The organism is Flavobacterium sp. 102, assembly GCF_003634615.1.
GTDB lineage: Bacteria > Bacteroidota > Bacteroidia > Flavobacteriales > Flavobacteriaceae > Flavobacterium.
Window position 1 is genome coordinate 2,840,717 of the sequence record NZ_RBKX01000001.1, and the last position, 18,380, is coordinate 2,859,096.

The 18,380-nt window shown below is 36.3% G+C and carries 17 protein-coding genes; 9 read left to right on the forward strand and 8 right to left on the reverse strand.

From position 1 onward, the window contains the following. Window positions 1-65: 65 nt before the first annotated feature. The 8 genes from C8C84_RS12360 to C8C84_RS12395 form a co-directional block, all read right to left on the reverse strand. On the reverse strand, window positions 66-1,961 hold the full coding sequence (locus C8C84_RS12360; RefSeq protein WP_121313941.1) for an acetate--CoA ligase: 1,896 nt from the start codon (window positions 1,959-1,961) through the stop codon (window positions 66-68). A gap of 80 nt (window positions 1,962-2,041) precedes the next feature. After that, window positions 2,042-2,407, reverse strand: coding sequence for a response regulator transcription factor (locus C8C84_RS12365; RefSeq protein WP_121313942.1), 366 nt, complete (start codon window positions 2,405-2,407; stop codon window positions 2,042-2,044). Then, window positions 2,404-5,097 (reverse strand): ATP-binding protein, encoded by a 2,694-nt coding sequence (locus C8C84_RS12370; RefSeq protein ID WP_121313943.1) that lies wholly within the window; start codon window positions 5,095-5,097, stop codon window positions 2,404-2,406. Before C8C84_RS12370 ends, C8C84_RS12365 begins: the two co-directional genes overlap by 4 nt. Then, entirely contained in the window at window positions 5,090-5,284 is a 195-nt protein-coding gene (locus C8C84_RS12375; protein ID WP_121313944.1) for a hypothetical protein, read from the reverse strand. The genes C8C84_RS12370 and C8C84_RS12375 overlap by 8 nt, the downstream gene beginning before the upstream one ends. Window positions 5,285-5,439: 155 nt before the next feature. After that, window positions 5,440-5,655 (reverse strand): DUF6814 family protein, encoded by a 216-nt coding sequence (locus C8C84_RS12380; RefSeq protein ID WP_121313945.1) that lies wholly within the window; start codon window positions 5,653-5,655, stop codon window positions 5,440-5,442. Window positions 5,656-5,665: 10 nt separating this feature from the next. Next, a complete protein-coding gene (locus C8C84_RS12385) occupies window positions 5,666-7,204 on the reverse strand; it encodes an MFS transporter (protein ID WP_121313946.1) in 1,539 nt (512 codons plus the stop codon). 21 nt (window positions 7,205-7,225) lie between these two features. Then, on the reverse strand, window positions 7,226-8,500 hold the full coding sequence (locus C8C84_RS12390) for a hypothetical protein (RefSeq protein WP_121313947.1): 1,275 nt from the start codon (window positions 8,498-8,500) through the stop codon (window positions 7,226-7,228). 95 nt (window positions 8,501-8,595) lie between these two features. Beyond that, window positions 8,596-9,015, reverse strand: a complete 420-nt coding sequence (locus C8C84_RS12395; RefSeq protein WP_121313948.1) for a helix-turn-helix domain-containing protein — start codon at window positions 9,013-9,015, stop codon at window positions 8,596-8,598. Window positions 9,016-9,860: 845 nt separating this feature from the next. Here C8C84_RS12395 and xerA point away from each other — a divergent pair. From xerA to C8C84_RS12455, 9 genes are all read left to right on the forward strand, one after another. Continuing rightward, the gene (gene xerA, locus C8C84_RS12405; RefSeq protein WP_121313950.1) at window positions 9,861-10,904 is read left to right on the forward strand and encodes a site-specific tyrosine recombinase/integron integrase; all 1,044 of its coding nucleotides are present in this window, start codon (window positions 9,861-9,863) and stop codon (window positions 10,902-10,904) included. 128 nt (window positions 10,905-11,032) lie between these two features. Next, the gene (locus C8C84_RS12410; RefSeq protein ID WP_121313951.1) at window positions 11,033-11,488 is read left to right on the forward strand and encodes a hypothetical protein; all 456 of its coding nucleotides are present in this window, start codon (window positions 11,033-11,035) and stop codon (window positions 11,486-11,488) included. Between the two features lie 176 nt (window positions 11,489-11,664). Next, on the forward strand, window positions 11,665-12,159 hold the full coding sequence (locus C8C84_RS12415; protein ID WP_121313952.1) for a hypothetical protein: 495 nt from the start codon (window positions 11,665-11,667) through the stop codon (window positions 12,157-12,159). A gap of 2 nt (window positions 12,160-12,161) precedes the next feature. Further along, the gene (locus C8C84_RS12420) at window positions 12,162-12,605 is read left to right on the forward strand and encodes a hypothetical protein (RefSeq protein WP_121313953.1); all 444 of its coding nucleotides are present in this window, start codon (window positions 12,162-12,164) and stop codon (window positions 12,603-12,605) included. 665 nt (window positions 12,606-13,270) lie between these two features. After that, window positions 13,271-13,669 carry a hypothetical protein gene (locus C8C84_RS12430; RefSeq protein WP_121313955.1) on the forward strand — a complete coding sequence of 133 codons (399 nt, stop codon included), beginning with the start codon at window positions 13,271-13,273 and terminating at the stop codon, window positions 13,667-13,669. A gap of 172 nt (window positions 13,670-13,841) precedes the next feature. Further along, on the forward strand, window positions 13,842-14,186 hold the full coding sequence (locus C8C84_RS12435; protein WP_121313956.1) for a hypothetical protein: 345 nt from the start codon (window positions 13,842-13,844) through the stop codon (window positions 14,184-14,186). 1,387 nt (window positions 14,187-15,573) lie between these two features. Continuing rightward, entirely contained in the window at window positions 15,574-16,242 is a 669-nt protein-coding gene (locus tag C8C84_RS12445; RefSeq protein ID WP_121313958.1) for a hypothetical protein, read from the forward strand. Window positions 16,243-16,475: 233 nt separating this feature from the next. Then, on the forward strand, window positions 16,476-16,844 hold the full coding sequence (locus C8C84_RS12450; protein WP_121313959.1) for a hypothetical protein: 369 nt from the start codon (window positions 16,476-16,478) through the stop codon (window positions 16,842-16,844). 191 nt (window positions 16,845-17,035) lie between these two features. Next, entirely contained in the window at window positions 17,036-17,548 is a 513-nt protein-coding gene (locus C8C84_RS12455; RefSeq protein WP_121313960.1) for a hypothetical protein, read from the forward strand. Window positions 17,549-18,380 lie beyond the last annotated feature (832 nt).

Consider the following 18,380-nt stretch of genomic DNA (forward strand, 5'->3'; position numbering starts at 1 on the left):
AAGTATAGGTTTTAAGTTGTAAGTTCTAGGTTGTAAGTTATAAGTATTGCTCATGAGATTACTTCCTATTTAAAACTCCCTATTTTTCCTATTTCCAACACCTCTTTTATTTCCTCAATAATCGCTTCATCATCAATGGTAGAGGGAATTTGGAAATTTTCTCCGTCGGCTATGCTACGAAGTAATTTGCGCAGTATTTTGCCGGAACGTGTTTTAGGCAAACGGTTAACAATAACGACATCACGCAAAGAAGCTACGGCTCCGATTTGTTCTCTGACCAGTTTCACAATTTCGTGTTGCAGTTGGAAGTGTTCAATCGCCTCACCAAATTTGGTTACAACTAAAGCCAACGGAATTTGTCCTTTCAACTCATCGTTAATCCCAATGACAGCACACTCGGCAACGGAATGGTGTGACGCTACAATTTCTTCCATTTCTGCGGTGGATAATCTGTGCCCGGCAACGTTGATCACATCATCTACACGACCAGTGATAAAAATATAATCGCTTTCATCTTTAAATCCGCCATCGCCTGAGAAATAATAACCCTGAAATTTTTGCAAATAACCCGCTTGAAAACGGTGATTGTCATTCCAAATATCGAGTAGAGTTCCAGGTGGCAAAGGCAATTTAACAACAACATAACCTTCTTCATTTGGGCCTAATTCTTGTCCGTTTTCACCTAAAATTCTAATGTCATAACCAGAAACGGCTTTACCTGAAGAACCCGGTTTGATGGGTAAATATTCGACACCCATCATATTGGCAATCATCGGCCAGCCTGATTCAGTTTGCCACCAATGGTCGATTGCCGGAATCGGAATGTGTTCGCGGTACCATTCTAAAGTTGCTACATCGCAGCGTTCTCCGGCAAGGAATTGAGTTCTTAAACTTGTCAAATCGTATTGCTTGATAAATTCACCGTTTGGATCTTCTTTTTTAATGGCACGAATGGCAGTTGGTGCAGTAAACATCACACTGACTTTATGTTCTTCAATTATTCTCCAAAACGTACTTGCATCGGGTGTTCTAATAGGCTTACCTTCGAAAATTATGGTTGTATTTCTGTTGATTAAGGGTCCATAAACAATAAAACTATGGCCTACAACCCAACCCACATCAGAAGCAGCCCAAAACACTTCACCCGGTTTTACACCATAGATTTTTTGCATAGAAAACTTTAGTGCTACAGCATAACCACCGGTATCGCGAACGATTCCTTTCGGTTTTCCTGTGGTGCCAGACGTGTATAAAACATACAGCGGATGCGTCGTTTCCACCGGAACGCAATCGGCTTCTTCCGAACCGTAGACTAAAGCGTCGTAATCGACATCGTATTTTTTAAACGGAATTCTGGCGCCGAGTTTTCGGTTGAGCACCACTACTTTTTTAGGCTTGTGTTCAGCCAATTCAATCGCTTCGTCCACTAAAGGTTTGTAGGCAATCAAGCGGTCAATCTCAATTCCGGAAGAAGCGGTTAAAATGACTCTGGGTTTGCAATCGTCAATTCTAATCGCCAATTCATGTGGCGCAAAACCACCGAAAACAACGGAATGTGTTACTCCTATTCTGGCGCAAGCCAACATAGCGAATGTTGCTTGCGGAATCATGGGCATGTAAATAATCGCCGTATGCCCTTTTTTCAATCCCAAAGACAATAAACCTCCGGCTAATCTTGCAACTTCCGATTTGACTTCGTTGTAAGTATATTTTTTTACCGTTTGGGTTACGGGCGAATCGTAAATGATGGCAATTTGGTCTCCAAAACCATCATTAATGTGTTTGTCTAAAGCCAAATAGCAAGCATTCAGGCTTCCGTCTTTGTACCATAATGGATAACCGGTTTCGTCTTCAGATAAAATGTTTTTCGGTTTGGTAAACCAATCGATTTCATTGGCTTGTTCCGACCAGAATTGCTCTGGGTTTTGTATGCTTTGGTTGTATAGTTCTTGGTATTTCATGGTTGGGTTATAAATGTAGTTATGGCATCCTTTTCATTTGAAAAAGACAATGTATTGTTCAATAAATAGTTGCTAAATGTTTAGCTTTCGAGTAGTTCGTTGACTTGTTCGACTACTTTTTTAATGGAAAAAGGCTTGGTTAAATAGGCATCGGCACCGAGTGCCATTCCTTTTTCGATATCGCTTTCTTTGTTTTTGGCGGATAGAAAAATCACTTTGCAGTGTTTGAGTTGTTCGTTTTTCTTGATTTGTTCCAAAGTTTCAAATCCGTCAACCAAAGGCATCATGATATCGAGAATAATAATATCGGGAAACTGATCTTTTAAAATATCCAAAGCTTCCTGACCGTCACGGGCAATAAACACTTCAAAGTTGTTCTTTTTGAAAGTGTATTCCAATGACATTACAATATTGGGTTCGTCGTCTACAATTAAAATCTTTTTCATGGCTGCTGTTTTTTGGGTATTGTAAAACTCAAACACGCACCGCCGGTAGCATTATTGGTGGCCCAAATTTTTCCTTTGTGGTGTTCGATAATTTGTTTGCTAATCGCCAATCCTAATCCGCTGCCAATAGGCTTTTTAAAATTCTGATTGGTTGATTGATAGAACTTGTCAAATATGTTTTCAAAATCATTGGGTGCAATTCCTTTACCATTGTCGCTGACTTCGACTTGCACGTAATCATGTTTGTCATAAACCGCTAAGGTAATCAAACCATTGTTCTCGGGACAAAACTTAATCGCATTGGAAACCAAATTGGTTACCACTTGTACCATTCTATCTTCGTCGAAATCGGCTTTCAAATTACTATTGCCTTCGACATGAACATGAATATACTTATTGTTAATGAGCTGCTGCAAAGGTTCTATAGCATTTTCAATCGTTTCTAAAACTTTGTGTGTAGCAAAGTTAACTTTTTGGCGTCCGGTTTCAAACTTTTCTAAGTCGAGAATTTTGTCAATCAAACGGTTCAATCTATCCGATTCAGAAATGATGTTTTGCAAAAACTGTTTGCGTAATTCTTCCGGGATTTCGTCATCGTCATACAAGATTTCACTTGAAGCACGAATGGCGGTGATTGGTGTACGTAATTCATGGGTAACCGTATCAAGGAATTCATCTTTTTGCTTGTCTTTTTCCATCAAAGAAACGTTGGCATCTTGCAACTTGGCGGAGATTTCTTTGAGTTCGTTGGAGGTTTCAATCAGCTTTTTGTTGATGATGATGTTCTCTTTAGATTCTTCCAAAATCTTCAACACTTCGGGCAACGTTATCTTTTCTTCTTTGACTACGCTCGAGATTAATATTTTGGCGGAAGCCGTACCAATATGACCGGTCAAGAGGTTTTCGGAGAATTTAATCAAACGTGCATCGGCCAACTCTTCGTTTTTATCGACGTTGTATTTTAGGTTAAAGATGTTCATGGCACGTTTGGTTCGGTCTTCGCCAAGGAATTTAATCAGCACTTTTTCTATATCGGTTCGGTAAGCCGTTCCTTTCCACACAAACGCATTTTCGTGCATGGTGATGTATTTGTTGATGTCTAAAAACATTTCGGCATAGTTGCGCTCGCGGTAATTGCCTTTGAAACTTACTGAAACGGCGATATAAATCATGAAGTTGAACAACAAACTCCAAAACAAGGCGTGCGGCACAGGTTGTAAATAATCTAATCCGAAAAGTTGCAATGGTTTTAATAATTCGATACCCAAAAAACCTTCGGTAATAAAAGACGTATCGGATGAAGTAATGCCTAATGCATAAGGCACTAACAGCGTGTACAAACAAATCAAAAAACCAACAATCAAGCCCGAAACTGCTCCGGTTCTTGAGCCTCTTCGCCAAAACAAAGCACCGAAAAACGATGGTGCCAATTGGGCAATAATGACAAATGCTACCAATCCGATAGAGAACAAACTATAATCTAAAGCAAAGTAACGGTAAATGAAATAAGCGATGATAATCAAAGAGAAAATCCCAATCTTACGAATATTGACAATCTTTTTGTTGATGGTGCTTTGCTCGTTATTTTTTAGTCTTCCCAATAAACCATAAGGAATAATCAAGTTGTTACTCACCATTGTTGACAAACCGATAGAAGAAACGACTATCATGGAAATCGCTGCAGAAAATCCACCCAAGAAAACCATTACTGTTAATGTTTTATTGTCAAAAAATTGCGGAATCAATAATGAATACGTATCCGAATTTACACTTTGTCCATCGAATAAAATATTGCCGCCCCAAGCAATTGGATAGACAAAAATATTGAACAACAACAAATACAACGGAAATAACCAAACGGCAGTATTCACATGATTTTCTCTGGTATTTTCAATCACTGAAACTTGGAATTGTCTCGGCAACAAAAAGATGGCGAACAACGAAAGAATGCATAGAAAAAACCAGTTAATGGCTTGCGGCAATCCACCGATGGTGTTCTTTTGTTGGAAGTTTTCTAACAGCGATGCTTTGGCATAAATATCATCAAAACCATCGAAGACGAAGAACGTTACATAGACACCAATAATGATAAAGAAAACCAATTTCAAGACACTTTCCAAAGCCACCGCAGTGACGATTCCTTTTCTTTTTTCGGAGGCATCTACGTAGCGCGTTCCGTAGATAGAGGCAAAAATGGCCAACGCAAAAGCCACATAAGTAGTACTATCGTCAAAAACATTGGAGTTCGAAGGCGTTTGGGTTACCAAGTGAAAGGTTTCCGAAATGGCTTTCAATTGGAGTGCGATGTAAGGCAAAATTCCGAACAAGCAAACTATCGTAACGACTGCGCCTAGAAATCGGCTATTGCCATAACGCAGCGAAATAAAATCGGCTATACTGGAGACTTTATTGACTCTTGAAATGCGAATGATTTTCTTTAAAACAATCATCCATGCGGGAATGATAATGATTGGCCCTAGATACACCGGCAAATAATTCAACCCCGAGTTGGCGGCCACGCCAATGCTTCCGTAATACGTCCATGCAGTGCAATAAACGGCTAAGGAAAGGGAATAAATATAAGGATTGTTGGTCCATTTAGAGTTTCCTTTTTTCTCTGCCCAATGGGCGATAAAGAAAAGAATTCCCAAATAAAGGGCTAATATGACTAATAAAACAAAACTATTCATGGTAGCGCTTTATGATGATGAAAGACAACAAAATTGAAAACAACCACACCGAAAAAACATAAATGTAAATCACCGGAAAACCCATCAAACTTTCGGCGCTGTCAAACAGCAACAGTATCGGAAGATTTAATCCGATAAGCAGTATCATGGTGATGATGACTAATTTTTGTTGGTGTCTTTGTTTCATATGTAGCGATTTATTGTTTTTTATTGGTCATATGGAATTCGCATATATCTTTATCTGTGTTTGTTTCGAATTTTCGATATGCTCATTTCATACTATTAAAAGCCGAAAGCCCTTAACGAATTAAGAGCTTAAGGCAACCAATTAACTATTTGTTATTAATCTTCATATTCATCTGTTAAGGCATACCAACCGAAGATGGTTAACCCGGTTACAATCAAAGGTAATAATATGAAAAATATAATTATCCCGAAAACTAAATCGTCTTGTTTTCCTGAGGTTAATTTCCCTCCGAAAATACCGATGGCATAGTACGCTACAGCTATCGCTAAAGCAATCCAAACTATTCCTAAAAATTTCTTTACTGTGTTCATAGTTTCTGTTTTAGTCGTGAAGTGTATTAATTTTTCTATCGATGTAAATCATACCGATGACAAAACATACGGCTGCAATTCCGATGGGATACCATAATCCTTCGAGGTAAAACTCGACATCACCGGCTTCTTTGGATTGGGTTACAAAGTAGGTTGAAATGGCCGGCAGCAATCCACCAAATATACCATTTCCAACGTGATATGGCAACGACATTGACGTATATCTGATCTTTACCGGGAACATTTCTACTAAGAAAGCAGCGATTGGACCATAGACCATGGTTACAAATATTACTTGAATAAATACCATAAAGATTAAGAACCAGCGGTCTGAACCATTGATGGTCTTAGTGACTTTGGTTTCAATTTTGTCTTTGCCTTTGTCATCTACCATTAGTTTACCGGCTTTGAAGTGCATGGTTTTGATTTCTTCTACTTTGGTCCCGTCTGTGTATTCTTTTGTTGTGGTATAGATAGAATCTGATTTAGTAGCGTCGATTTCTTTTAAAGATGGAACCACTTTGGTATTGGCAGCGATTTCCGTTTTCTTAGTTAAATCGGTACTGTTATACATGGCTCTGTAAATTGGACGGTATAGAATAATGGCTAAAAACATTCCTGCCATCATGATGGACTTTCTACCCCATTTGTCACTCAACCAACCAAAGAATACAAAGAATGGTGTTCCTAAAATTAACGCGACTCCTAACAGCATGTCGACTTGTGAAGAATCGATACTTTGAACGGTCTTTAGGAAGTTCATAGCATAAAACTGTCCGGTGTACCAAACAACACCTTGTCCCATTGTTGCTCCGAATAAAGCCAATAAGACAAATTTTAAGTTGTATTTGTTACCGAAACTTTCTTTTAGCGGATTGGTTGATGTTTTTCCTTCTGATTTTGCTTTGGCAAATACAGGTGATTCATCCATATTCTTACGGATAAGGTAAGATACATATACCATTAGGATAGACACCCAAAATGGTACTCTCCAACCCCATTCGTCAAACGCTTCTTTGGACAGCAAGCTTTTGGTAATTAAAATCACCATTAACGAAATGAATAAACCTACGGTTGCAGTGGTTTGAATCCAGGAAGTCCAATAGCCTTTTTCGCCTTTTGGTGCGTGTTCTGCTACATAAGTTGCGGCACCACCATATTCTCCTCCAAGGGCAAGACCTTGTAACAAACGAAGAATTAATACTAAAATTGGTGCGGCAAAACCAATGGTTTCATAACTTGGAATACACCCGATTACGAAGGTGGCCCCACCCATTAACATCAATGTTACCATGAAAGTGTATTTTCTTCCGATAAGGTCACCCAATCGGCCGAAGAATAATGCTCCGAACGGACGCACTACGAAACCGGCGGCAAAAGTTGCCAACGTTGACAAGAACGCCGCTGTTGGATTGTCAGTTGGGAAGAATTTGGTTGATAATACTACGGCTAAACTACCGAAGATGTAAAAATCATACCATTCAATCATTGTCCCCATAGAGGAAGCGGAAATCACTTTCCAAATTCCTTTTGTTTTTTTATTGCTCATACTATATAATTTGGTTGGTTATTAAAAACTGTAGCAACAAGAAATCATAGCTCTGAAATTGCCTACTTTCTTATTGTTTCCGTCAAAAGTAGCATCGGGTTTTAAATCGCCCCAAGTGGCTCCTGTATATTCTATTTCGGGTGTTACTCTAAACTTGTTTTGTTTGAAATCTACTCTGGCTGATATTCTCATTACGTTATCTACGCCACGAGTTCCGGCGAAACCTCTTCCGTATAAAGTGGTTGGATTGTCTTTGCTCACACCGTCTGTTTTAGTGTAGCCAAAGAATACTCCCGGCGCTACACTTTTCCCGTTGCCCGCAATGTCAACCCACATGGCTGTGGTTTTGATTCCTTCGTAAGTTTCTACGCCTCCATTTGGATCGGCATAGCCTGCAAAACCCCCAAGCATTACCATATTGAATAGGTTTTTACCGGTGATTCCGTAAGCTTTGATGTGGAATTTATCGTTATTGTACTTGAAATAACCAACTACTGAGGTGGTATTTACTTTCTCTGAAGTGGCTAAACCATTGCTTACTGTTAATGGTTGTAATGATTTGTATTCGAAGCCTAAACCGGCAATCCAATTGACGTTTTTGAATTGTAATTGTCCGTGTAATGTTGGCAACGGCGAATTGAATGAAGCCGAGTTTTGTGTACCGCCGGTCGCAGTTGCTGTAGTAAACTCTCTTTCTTTATAGGCTGTTAAGGCAAAGGACAATTCTTTGGTGAAGTTTTGTTTGATACGGGCTTGCGAAACCCATCCGAAAGGATTGAACATGATTCCGGTGCTGAAATTAGCTACGCCCGGAAATACTTCGGGGATGAATGTTGGATACCATGTTTGTCCCAACATTAAACTTGTTTTTTCCCAGTCAAGTGTTACGTAGGCATGACGCAGGCGAAGTAATCCTATGGTTGACTCTGTGTTACCAAAGAAATCACCCTCTAGCGTTCCTGCGGTTTTGGCTCCCCAAACATTTGGTCCTTTGGCTTTTACTCCTAAACGAGTTACTACCGAAAGGAAGTTAGAGGCACCGGCATCATTAAGGTCATTCCCATTTGCATCGAGTTGCTCGTCAAGCGGATAAAGGTTTAAGTTGTATTCGCGTACTTGAGCGGAACGACGCGTGTCCCAAATGTAATCGGTTCTGATGAAACCGTAAACACTTACGTCCCACTCTTTTGCTGTTGGCACTGCCTGAGTAGCTGGTGTTGCCGGTGCCGAAGTTGTTTGTGCTTGACTTGAAAAAGAGCCGATTGCAAAGGTTAATAATAATAGTTTTTTCATCATTTGAATTGTTGGTTTTGGTTATGTTTTGTTCGACCAAATTCTAACAATTTGTGAATGAAAAAAATTATGATATATATTGTTGTAAACTACTATAGTTAATCTTTGAAACGTTCCCATTTTATAAGCATAAACTTGTCGCCTAGTTCGGTAATGATCATCCCTGCTCCTTTTAAAACTTCTTTGTTTTTGAGGAATTCAACGAGTTCTAAATGGTTATATATCTTGTAGGTAGGATGGTAATCGGTATGGTTGGGTTTGGCTATTTTAAACTCCTTTACCCAATTGCTTACGGTAACGTGTGAAACGCCTATTATACGTTCTATTTCGCGGTAACTTAACCCTTCGAGGTATAACTGCAATGCCTTAGTGACATAGTAACTATCTATCTTTTTACCCAGTTTATTCACTGTGAAATAATAGTTGCATTTTTTGCATAAAAACCTTTGTCTGTCTTTGATAACACCGCTTTTGACAATCGCGTCGCTTTGGCATTTGGGACATGCTAAAATCTCCATATATATAAATTTTGCATAAATATACTTATTTAGCAAATATACAAAAGTGTTTTTGTTATTTTTTTTAGTAAAAAATTACACACCCTTTAATTTTATTGGGTTTTTATTGTGGAATGTTTAAAATAGTTATCGGTTGTCTGTTATCGGTTATCTGTTGATTGTTATGGGTTATCGTTAGGTGTTGTGGAAGGATTGCTTTGAAAGACTCAGGACAAGGCTTCAGAGAGATGGGCGGACCATCTTGCATAGGTGCGCGCTCCTTCGGCAAGCTCAGTAAGTGGGTTTTGATGGGTGCTCGCTCCTGATAGACTCTCAAAATATGCTTCCGCTAAAGAGGAAACGATGTTACTTATAAAGGAAACGACTTTACTCGTGAAGGAAACAACTTTACTTGTAGAGGAAACGACTTTACTTGTGAAGGAAACAAGTTTACTTATAGAGGAAACGATTTTACTTATAAAGGAAACGACTTTACTTGTGAAGGAAACGATGTTACTTATAAAGGAAAAAACTTTACTTATAGAGGAAACGATCTTACTTATGGAGGAAACAAGGTTTTGAAGGATGCTGTATGATTCCTCAGTCTTCGGAATGACAAGTTTTAGGGAAATTAAATGTAACCTTGACAAAAGACGATTACTTTTTAGCCCCGATGTTAGTGGCATCTCGTCTTTGGGGACGAGATATAACGGACAGCGGGAAAATGAATTACAAGAATACGCAAGCCATTCGCTTCAAATAATTAGAACCGCATCTTAACTTGTACGTTTTATTGCATAAATATTAATCGGAAAAATAATTTTAATCTATATTTTTCTTACTTTTATTTTTTAAATGCCAAAAAAATGAAGTATACAGCCAAAATTATTACGCATAGAGGTGAAAAGCGAGTAGCGGTATTTTTTGACCGAGATGATGGATTGATTGCTGCAATAAAGGCGATTGATGGATCGAAATGGAGCCAAACGATGAAGGTTTGGCACTTGCCTGACCATGATGAAAACCGAAAAATGTTTGGGTTACCGCTGATTATTGATTCGCTTCCGAGTGAAGAAGGTGCGCAAAGTTTGGAAAATTTCAGGCGTTGGTTGCGGTCAAAGCGCTATAGTGACAGTACCATAAAGACTTATATGGAAGCGGCGAAGTCGTTTTTAGTTTTTTTTAAGCATAAAGCCAGTAATACTATTTCGAATGAAGATGTGATTTTGTATAACAACGAGTATATTTTGAAAAACAATTTATCGGCTTCGTATCAGAATCAAATTGTGAGTTCGATTAAGTTGTATTTCACGACTGTTCAGGATCGAAAGGTTGAAATTGAGAGTATTCACAGGCCAAAACGCGAGAAGGTTTTGCCGAATGTTTTGAGTAAAGAGGAAGTAAAATTGATTTTGGAATCGCAAAATAACATTAAGCATAAGGCGATGTTGTGTTTGATTTACAGTTGTGGATTGAGACGTAGTGAGTTGTTGCAATTGAAACTTGCTGATATTGATTCAAAACGAAACATTGTGTTTATTAGGCAAGCCAAGGGCAAGAAAGATAGGATTGCGCCTTTGAGTCCGAAAATTTTGGCGTTGTTACGGGATTATTACAAAGGTTACAAACCAAAAGTTTGGCTTTTTGAGGGTAAAGTGAAAGGCCAACCCTACTCAGAGCAAACTTTGCAAACGATTTTAAAGCAAGCGGTAAAGAAAGCCGGAATAACCAAACCGGTTACGCTGCACTGGTTGCGTCATAGTTATGCTACGCATTTGTTGGAAAGTGGCACAGATTTGCGTTACATTCAGGAACTTTTGGGGCACAGCCGAAGTAGAACTACGGAAATATATACTCATGTGAGTACCAATAGTTTGCAACAAATAAGAAGTCCGTTTGATGATTTGTAATATTTTTAATATATTAGCCACAGTAAATAAATATTATGGCAATCATACTTATCGCGTCTGAAAATGACAGATGAATATGATTTTGTAATACATATAGACTAGTTATACGCAAGCAATTAACTGCATCTATGAAAAAATATCTTTACCTACTATCTTTTGCTTTTCTCACATTAAGTTGTGAAAAGAAAGAACAGAAAAATATATCTAAAACTGATAACAATTGGGTTTTGAAATCCACAAAAGAATATACACCTTTGAGTTTTATAGAAGCAGCTAAAAAAACTGTTAATCCATTTGATTTTTCTTCAATTGAAAATGACTTTCAAAAAGGCTGGATTACAGCTAAAGATTTAGATTCACTGATATTAGTTGTTGACTCAAAAGAAACATGCAATTGTTACCTCGATCCTTTATCTTCTTACATTCCAAATGACAGCGCGCAAGTCGGTGGATTTGCGATTGAATTTATAAAAGCATTTAAAGAAAATAAAAAAGTAGATTTCGGACTATATAGTTGTCCAAAAGTTGACGAAAAAGAAGCCGAAGAATTAAAAGTTTGGTGGAAAAACCAAAATAGAGAATAATTGCCTGCGTATAACAGCCGTTTGGTAGCATGGCTGGTTTTGTATTTCTTAGACGGAAACTACTAAGTTCAAAATTTGATTATATTTACAATTAAATATTTAAAAAGTCGCCACGACTACCAAGCGGCGGAACGTTAGCAGCAATATTTCAATAACAATTGTCTTTAAAATAGCTTATGAATTTTTCCGAAATGCAACTTATACAGAAACGTAAGCAAGCTTTTGAGGATTACTTTTTAGCAGTTAAAAAATTACGTGATTTAAATATCATAGTCAATAAAAAAGATTTTACTTCTCAATTAGGAGAATGGTTGATCTCTGAAATGTATGGAGCCACAATAGCCACAAATGGAAAACAGAAAGATTGGGATATGAAATTTGAAGAAAAACATATTCAAGTAAAATCTCACTCGAAAGCGAAAACAACTACGAGATCAAATACTGATTTTAAATATGCTGATAATGCTTGTATCGATCTTTTTGTAATAGTAATTTTTGACGAAGATTATAAACTCAAAAATATCTACGAAATTCCTTGGAATATTGCTTTGGAATTAAAAACCAAAAACACAAAAGATCCCGTAATAAAATGGAATGAAATTCCGGAAAATTGCAAAATCAATTTTAGGGAAAAACTTAAAAATAATGAACTCTTATCTAGCTTTCTATAATTATGGTTAAAATCAATTATCCTCCTTATCCTGCTAAATTCTATCTTAACTACACAGGTAGAAGAAATACATTGATTCAAACATTTTCCACATTTACAGAAATCAGTATAGAGTTCGATAGAAATTTTACTTTTCAAAAAGAATCTTTATCAACTAAAGTACATTTGATAGACGGACAAGAAATATTTTTAGGTTTAATTTCTAGAAACATTTATACTTTAAAAAATAATGATTGGATAAAAAATGATGACGCATTCATAAATCTTTATCAAATTATAATTGACAAAAATTTCACTTATATAAAAGGTTCAATAAGTTTTGATATAAATTTAAATGGTGAAGTTATTAATGACACTTATACGTTCAAAATTTTTCTAAATGCTGGACAAAAAGTTAACGATTATATAATTAATTCGGAAGTCGAATGCGAAAATTTCTATAATTAAATTCATCAAATACTGCTGCTAACAGCGGTTTTGCGCTATTGCTGCTTTAAGTTATGAAATTACGTCCAGATTTCATAACTTCGTTCAGTCCAGCCGAGCGAACTCAGTTCCAATTGCCGCAACAGTCGCAAAGCCACAGGACGTTATGCGAGATCATTTTGACTTTCGCTGATAAAAAGAAAAACCTCTATTTCGGAACGCTAAAAAAAATCTTCTTTGAAAAAGTTTGTCTCAAATCTTTGTCCAATTTCTTTGTCAAAAAACTTCGTTTTTGCGTTCCCACTTTTCTGAAAATCTTTGCGGAATTTGATTATCAGTTTTGCAGACAATTTTAAAGAAAATCTTTGAGGAAAGCTTTGTCGATTTTGATTGTCGAAATTCTAGCTAAAAAAATTAGAAGAATTTCATTGTCGAATTTGGTTGCGGAAAATTTTTGTCAAACTTCAAGAAATTCAATTTTTCGATTTTTTGTTTTTAGTAAAATAATATTCAGTTTTCAAAATTCATGACCGCGCATAACAGCGGTTTTGCGCGATTGCTGTTTCAGTTGTAAAAGTTCATTTTCTTTTTCATAAGTTTGTTCAGTCCAGCCGAGCGAACTCAGCTTCGATTTCCGCAACCGTCGCAAAGCCACAGGACGTTAGTAGCCATTTTAAATCACGATTGTGCAAAGAATCATATTATTACTAGTTTGCCTAAATTTTTTCAATTTCTCTTTTTCGCAAGAGGTTGATTATGTTTTTAAGTTTAAAAAGGAAGCGAAAAAAAGAAATTTTAGTTATTTCGAACTTGATAGTTTGGTTTTATATAAGAATGGGAATTTTTTTCAAATGCAGTCTTATCAATATCATCAAATCGATCATTCTGAATACAAAGGAAATTGGGAATTTGAAAGCGGAATACTCATATTAAATATAAAAGAGCAAAACGATCAAAAAACTGAAAAGGCTTGGAGAGATTCAAATCGGATCGTTCATTATAAATTAAAAGGAAAAAAATTGATTCCAGTAAATCAAACTTTAAAGCCGTACGCAATTAGAAAATTAAAACTGGTTAACATGTAAAACGGCTTCTAACAGCGGTTTTGCGCTATTGCTGCATTAAGTTATGAAATTATGTTCAGATTTCCTAACTTCGTCCAGTCCAGCCGAGCGAACTCAGTTCCAATTTCCGCAACAGTCGCAAAGCCACAGGACGTTACCAGTAACTTTCACAACGCAAGCATAAAACGAGAAAATGATAACTTCAGAAGAATTAATTAACGTTGTGGAAAATGATTCGACAGAAAGTAACTTTAAATCTGTTGCGGAAAATTTATTAGAAGCAATTAGAGATTGGCCAAAAGAAAATTTAAGTGAACCAATTGAGCTTATATCAGAATTGAAACTCGAAATAAAAGAGAAACTTACATTTGAGAATATTGAAAGGTTTTCAAAAACTTTAAAAGTGGAAAAAGATGCGTGGAAAATAGAATCTTTGACGTCGTTGTTGAAAGTATTTGAGATTGAACAGAATGAAAATGATGATGGAGAAATAGAATTGGAAGTGTTACTGGAAAGAGTATCAAACCGTAGAAAATAAAAAGCTACTGGTAACAGCCGTTTGGTAGCATGGCTGGTTTTGCATTTCTTAGCCGGAAAGTACTAAGTTCAAAAATTGATTATATTTACAATAAATAATTTAAAAAGTCGCCACGACTACCAAGCGGCGGCACGTTACCGGTCAGTTTTGAATCTGCAAAATCCGTGACATTTCTACACTTTTTAAAATTGTGTTTAACAGAGAAAAAAACAAAGTTTCATAAATTAAAAATTGAAGTAAAACAATCTGTAACCGAATCACGTTTCTGAGGTTTGTTCATTTTTGTGTCTGTAAACTTTAGGTTTTGTGGAAGTTCAACAGTAACTTGTTTGTTCGCTGATTACGTTTCTCCGCTAAGTTCGTTTTTGTGTCAGTAATTCAAGAGTAAAACCGAACCGGTAACAGCCGTTTCACACAATTGCGAGTTTTGTTGTTAGTTGACGTTTGCGTTCCGCAATAATTTTTATCTTTAACAGAAAATAATCAGTTCCGCAATTCGCAACTGTGTGAATCGTCAGGACGTTACCGGTCAGTTTTGAATCTGCAAAATCCGTGACATTTCTACACTTTTTAAAATAGTGTTTAACAGAGAAAAAAAACAAAGTTCCATAAATTAAAAGTTGAAGTAAAACAATCTGTAACCGAATCACGTTTCTAAGGTTTGTTCATTTTTGTGTCTGTAAACTTTAGGTTTTGTGGAAGTTCAACAGTAACTTGTTTGTTCGCTGATTACGTTTCTCGGCTAAGTTCGTTTTTGTGTCAGTAATTCAAGAGTAAAACCGAACCGGTAACAGCCGTTTCACACAATTGCGAGTTTTGTTGTTAGTTGACGTTTGCGTTCCGCAATAATTTTTATCTTTAACAGAAAATAATCAGTTCCGCAATTCGCAACTGTGTGAATCGTCAGGACGTTAGCATTCAGTGCTTTCCAAACAACAACTTTTTGATTAAACTTCACTCCTATTTGCCAAGTTTTGTGGAAACAGAAATGGAAATTTTCTCGTTGAAAAGTTGCGCTAGAATCTTGAAAGTTGAATAAGATTGCGTGAAAAGTTTTCGGATAAAAGTTGTAACAAAAAAAGTGTAACAAAAAAAGTGTAACAAAATAAAATGTTACAAATTTATTGTTACAAAAGTTTGAGTGATATGGAAACCGGAATAGAAAACGAAATGAAACTTGAAAGTGTTTATGGTTATGTTGCGTGACAATCAAACTCAAAGCACCGAAATGCTAACAGCCGTTTCACACAATTGCGAGTTTTGTTGTAAGTTCACGTTTGCGTTTCGCAATAATTTTTATCTTTAACAGAAAATAATCAGTTCCGAAATTCGCAACTGTGTGAATCGTCAGGACGTTATGCACAAGTAATTCACAACTATCGATTAAATGACACCAGAAATAACTATCGGAATAATAAGCTTAATTTTAGGTTTCTTTCTAGGATATCTAACATCATATTTCAATGAAAAGGGAAAGAATAAAGCCATCATTGAGGATATGAAGGCAATGACCGAAGAAAAAGAAAAAGTTTCTTCCCACTACGAATTGGATGTTTCAAAAAGGAAATATAAATATGAAGACAAGAGAGCAATTTATTTCAAATATTTTAGTCTGCTCGACGAAATGTCTACAGAAGCTAACATTATTGCTCAAAATGAAGTTATGCCGAGTGTAAATAAATATACACAAGATTATCTAGCGGCCAACGGAGATACAGGCAAAATTTTGAAAGCAGCTAGTGAACTTTCAACTTCAACCAATAATGTAATGTTGAAAATGCACCAAAGTCAAATGAAATTGAAACAAGAAACTAACAGCATTCGATTAATTGGAGGGGAAAAAGTTCTAAAAGCACTAACCGAAATGGAAAACGCTTACGATTTACAATTAGAAAGATGGGGAGAAATGATGAAAACTTTAAGCACTCATATTCTAGATAAAAATATGGAAGCTATAAACGCTCAAGCTGAGGAGCATAAAAAAATTGGAGAAAGAATAGTAAAATGTAAAGAAGATATCATAGAATCCATGAAGAAAGAACTCGATGAAATATAATTACCTGTGCATAACAGCCGTTTGGCGCAATGGCTAGTTTTGTTTTTCTTAGCCGGAAATTACTAAGTTGAAATTTTGTTTATCTTTAGAACAAATTATTAAAAAAGTCGCCACTTCGCCAAGCGGCGGAACGTTACCAGCTATATCACAAAATGAGTAGAACAAGAGATTTTCTAAATACACTATCAGACCATGAATTGGCTTTCTTTGTCACATTCAAACAGCACACTTATATGCCAGATACCCAATTGGAAATTAAAAAATATGTTGAATCTCGAAAATTAAACTCTCAAAGTATTGCTTCACTCATAACGAAACGCACATTAGAGTATAAAAAAGCCTCAAAATGTTGTCCGCGTTGTGGAACTAATAAATTATTAATAAACAATGTTGAATGGACAGAAACATATGGGAAAATTGGATATGAAGACGAAGTTGCGGCCAGAGATGGTTTAATGGGAAAAGCCACTTACAAAGATGAAATTATTTGTAATGTTTGCGACTTTTGGCTACAAGATCCAAATAAAAGAGCTCCAAAACCGAAAGGAAAAAAACCGTCGATATTTCGAAGTTTTATAAATGGGATTCTTGATAGTCTATAATACAGCTGGTAACAGCAGTTTGTGATAATGGCTGGTTTTGTCTTTATCGGAAATGTATTCGCTGACTGAAATTTTAGTTATATTTGGAATGGAAAGTGATTGAATTCCGCCACTATCACAATCTGCAATACGTTAGCGGCAATATCAGAAAAAATCTGCAAAAAACTAATTATAACACAAAAATAAGCTAAATGAAAAAACTGATTCCGATTATAGTACTGTTTACTCTTTTCGGTTGTGGCGCAGCAAGCGACTACTCAAAAAAAACACTGGACAATAATTTTTACAGAGGTAAAGTTATCTGTTTTAAATTAAACTCAAAAAGTCAAGATTGGCTTGTTAGAAAAGGTCCAAATCAAACAATTGGTGGAGAATTTCAAGAACCTGATGTGAAAAGGGAATTTGAGAAATCTATTCAAGAACTTGCTTTAGAAACGAAACTGAATTTAGTTTTTGCCGACACAACCAACACAGATTTAAACCCTAATATGGTAATTATAGATGTGAAAGTAACCAAGCTTTTGTGGAAGTTTGGACTTTCATCCGCAACAATGTACTCAGATGCAACTTACACAATTTCCGAAAACCAAATTTTTCCAATTAGTGGAAGTCATAAAACTGGCGGTGCTGGAAAAGCAAGTAACAATGTAAAAAAATCATTTAAAAATATGATTTACAATTTTCTAAAAGAATATGAAAAATAGCGTACTAATATCATACTGCCGCTAACAGCAGTTTGCAACAATTGCTTGGCTTGGGTTTTTCCCGAATTTTCTCCGAAAATTCAAAAAGGAGTTTTATATTTGGAATCATCAGTAATTAATCGTCGCAACTGTAGCAATCTGCGGCACGTTACCGGTCAGTTTTGAATCTGCAAAATCCGTGACATTTCTACACTTTTTAAAATAGTGTTTAACAGAGAAAAAAAACAAAGTTCCATAAATTAAAAGTTGAAGTAAAACAATCTGTAACCGAATCACGTTTCTAAGGTTTGTTCATTTTTGTGTCTGTAAACTTTAGGTTTTGTGGAAGTTCAACAGTAACTTGTTTGTTCGCTGATTACGTTTCTCGGCTAAGTTCGTTTTTGTGTCAGTAATTCAAGAGTAAAACCGAACCGGTAACAGCCGTTTCACACAATTGCGAGTTTTGTTGTTAGTTGACGTTTGCGTTCCGCAATAATTTTTATCTTTAACAGAAAATAATCAGTTCCGCAATTCGCAACTGTGTGAATCGTCAGGACGTTAGCATTCAGTGCTTTCCAAACAACAACTTTTTGATTAAACTTCACTCCTATTTGCCAAGTTTTGCGGAAAAAGAAATGGAAATTTTCACGTTGAAAAGTTGCGCTAGAATCTTGAAAGTTGAATAAGATTGCGTGAAAAGTTTGTGGCAAAGTTTACGTGAAAAGTTACCGAATGAAACATTGAAATTGTTCGCGTAAAATGAAAAAGTTTGCGCCGAATGGAGAATCCGAAGTTGAAACCGGAAAAAGAAAATGGTTACGTTGCGTGAAAATCAAACTCAAAGCACCGAAAT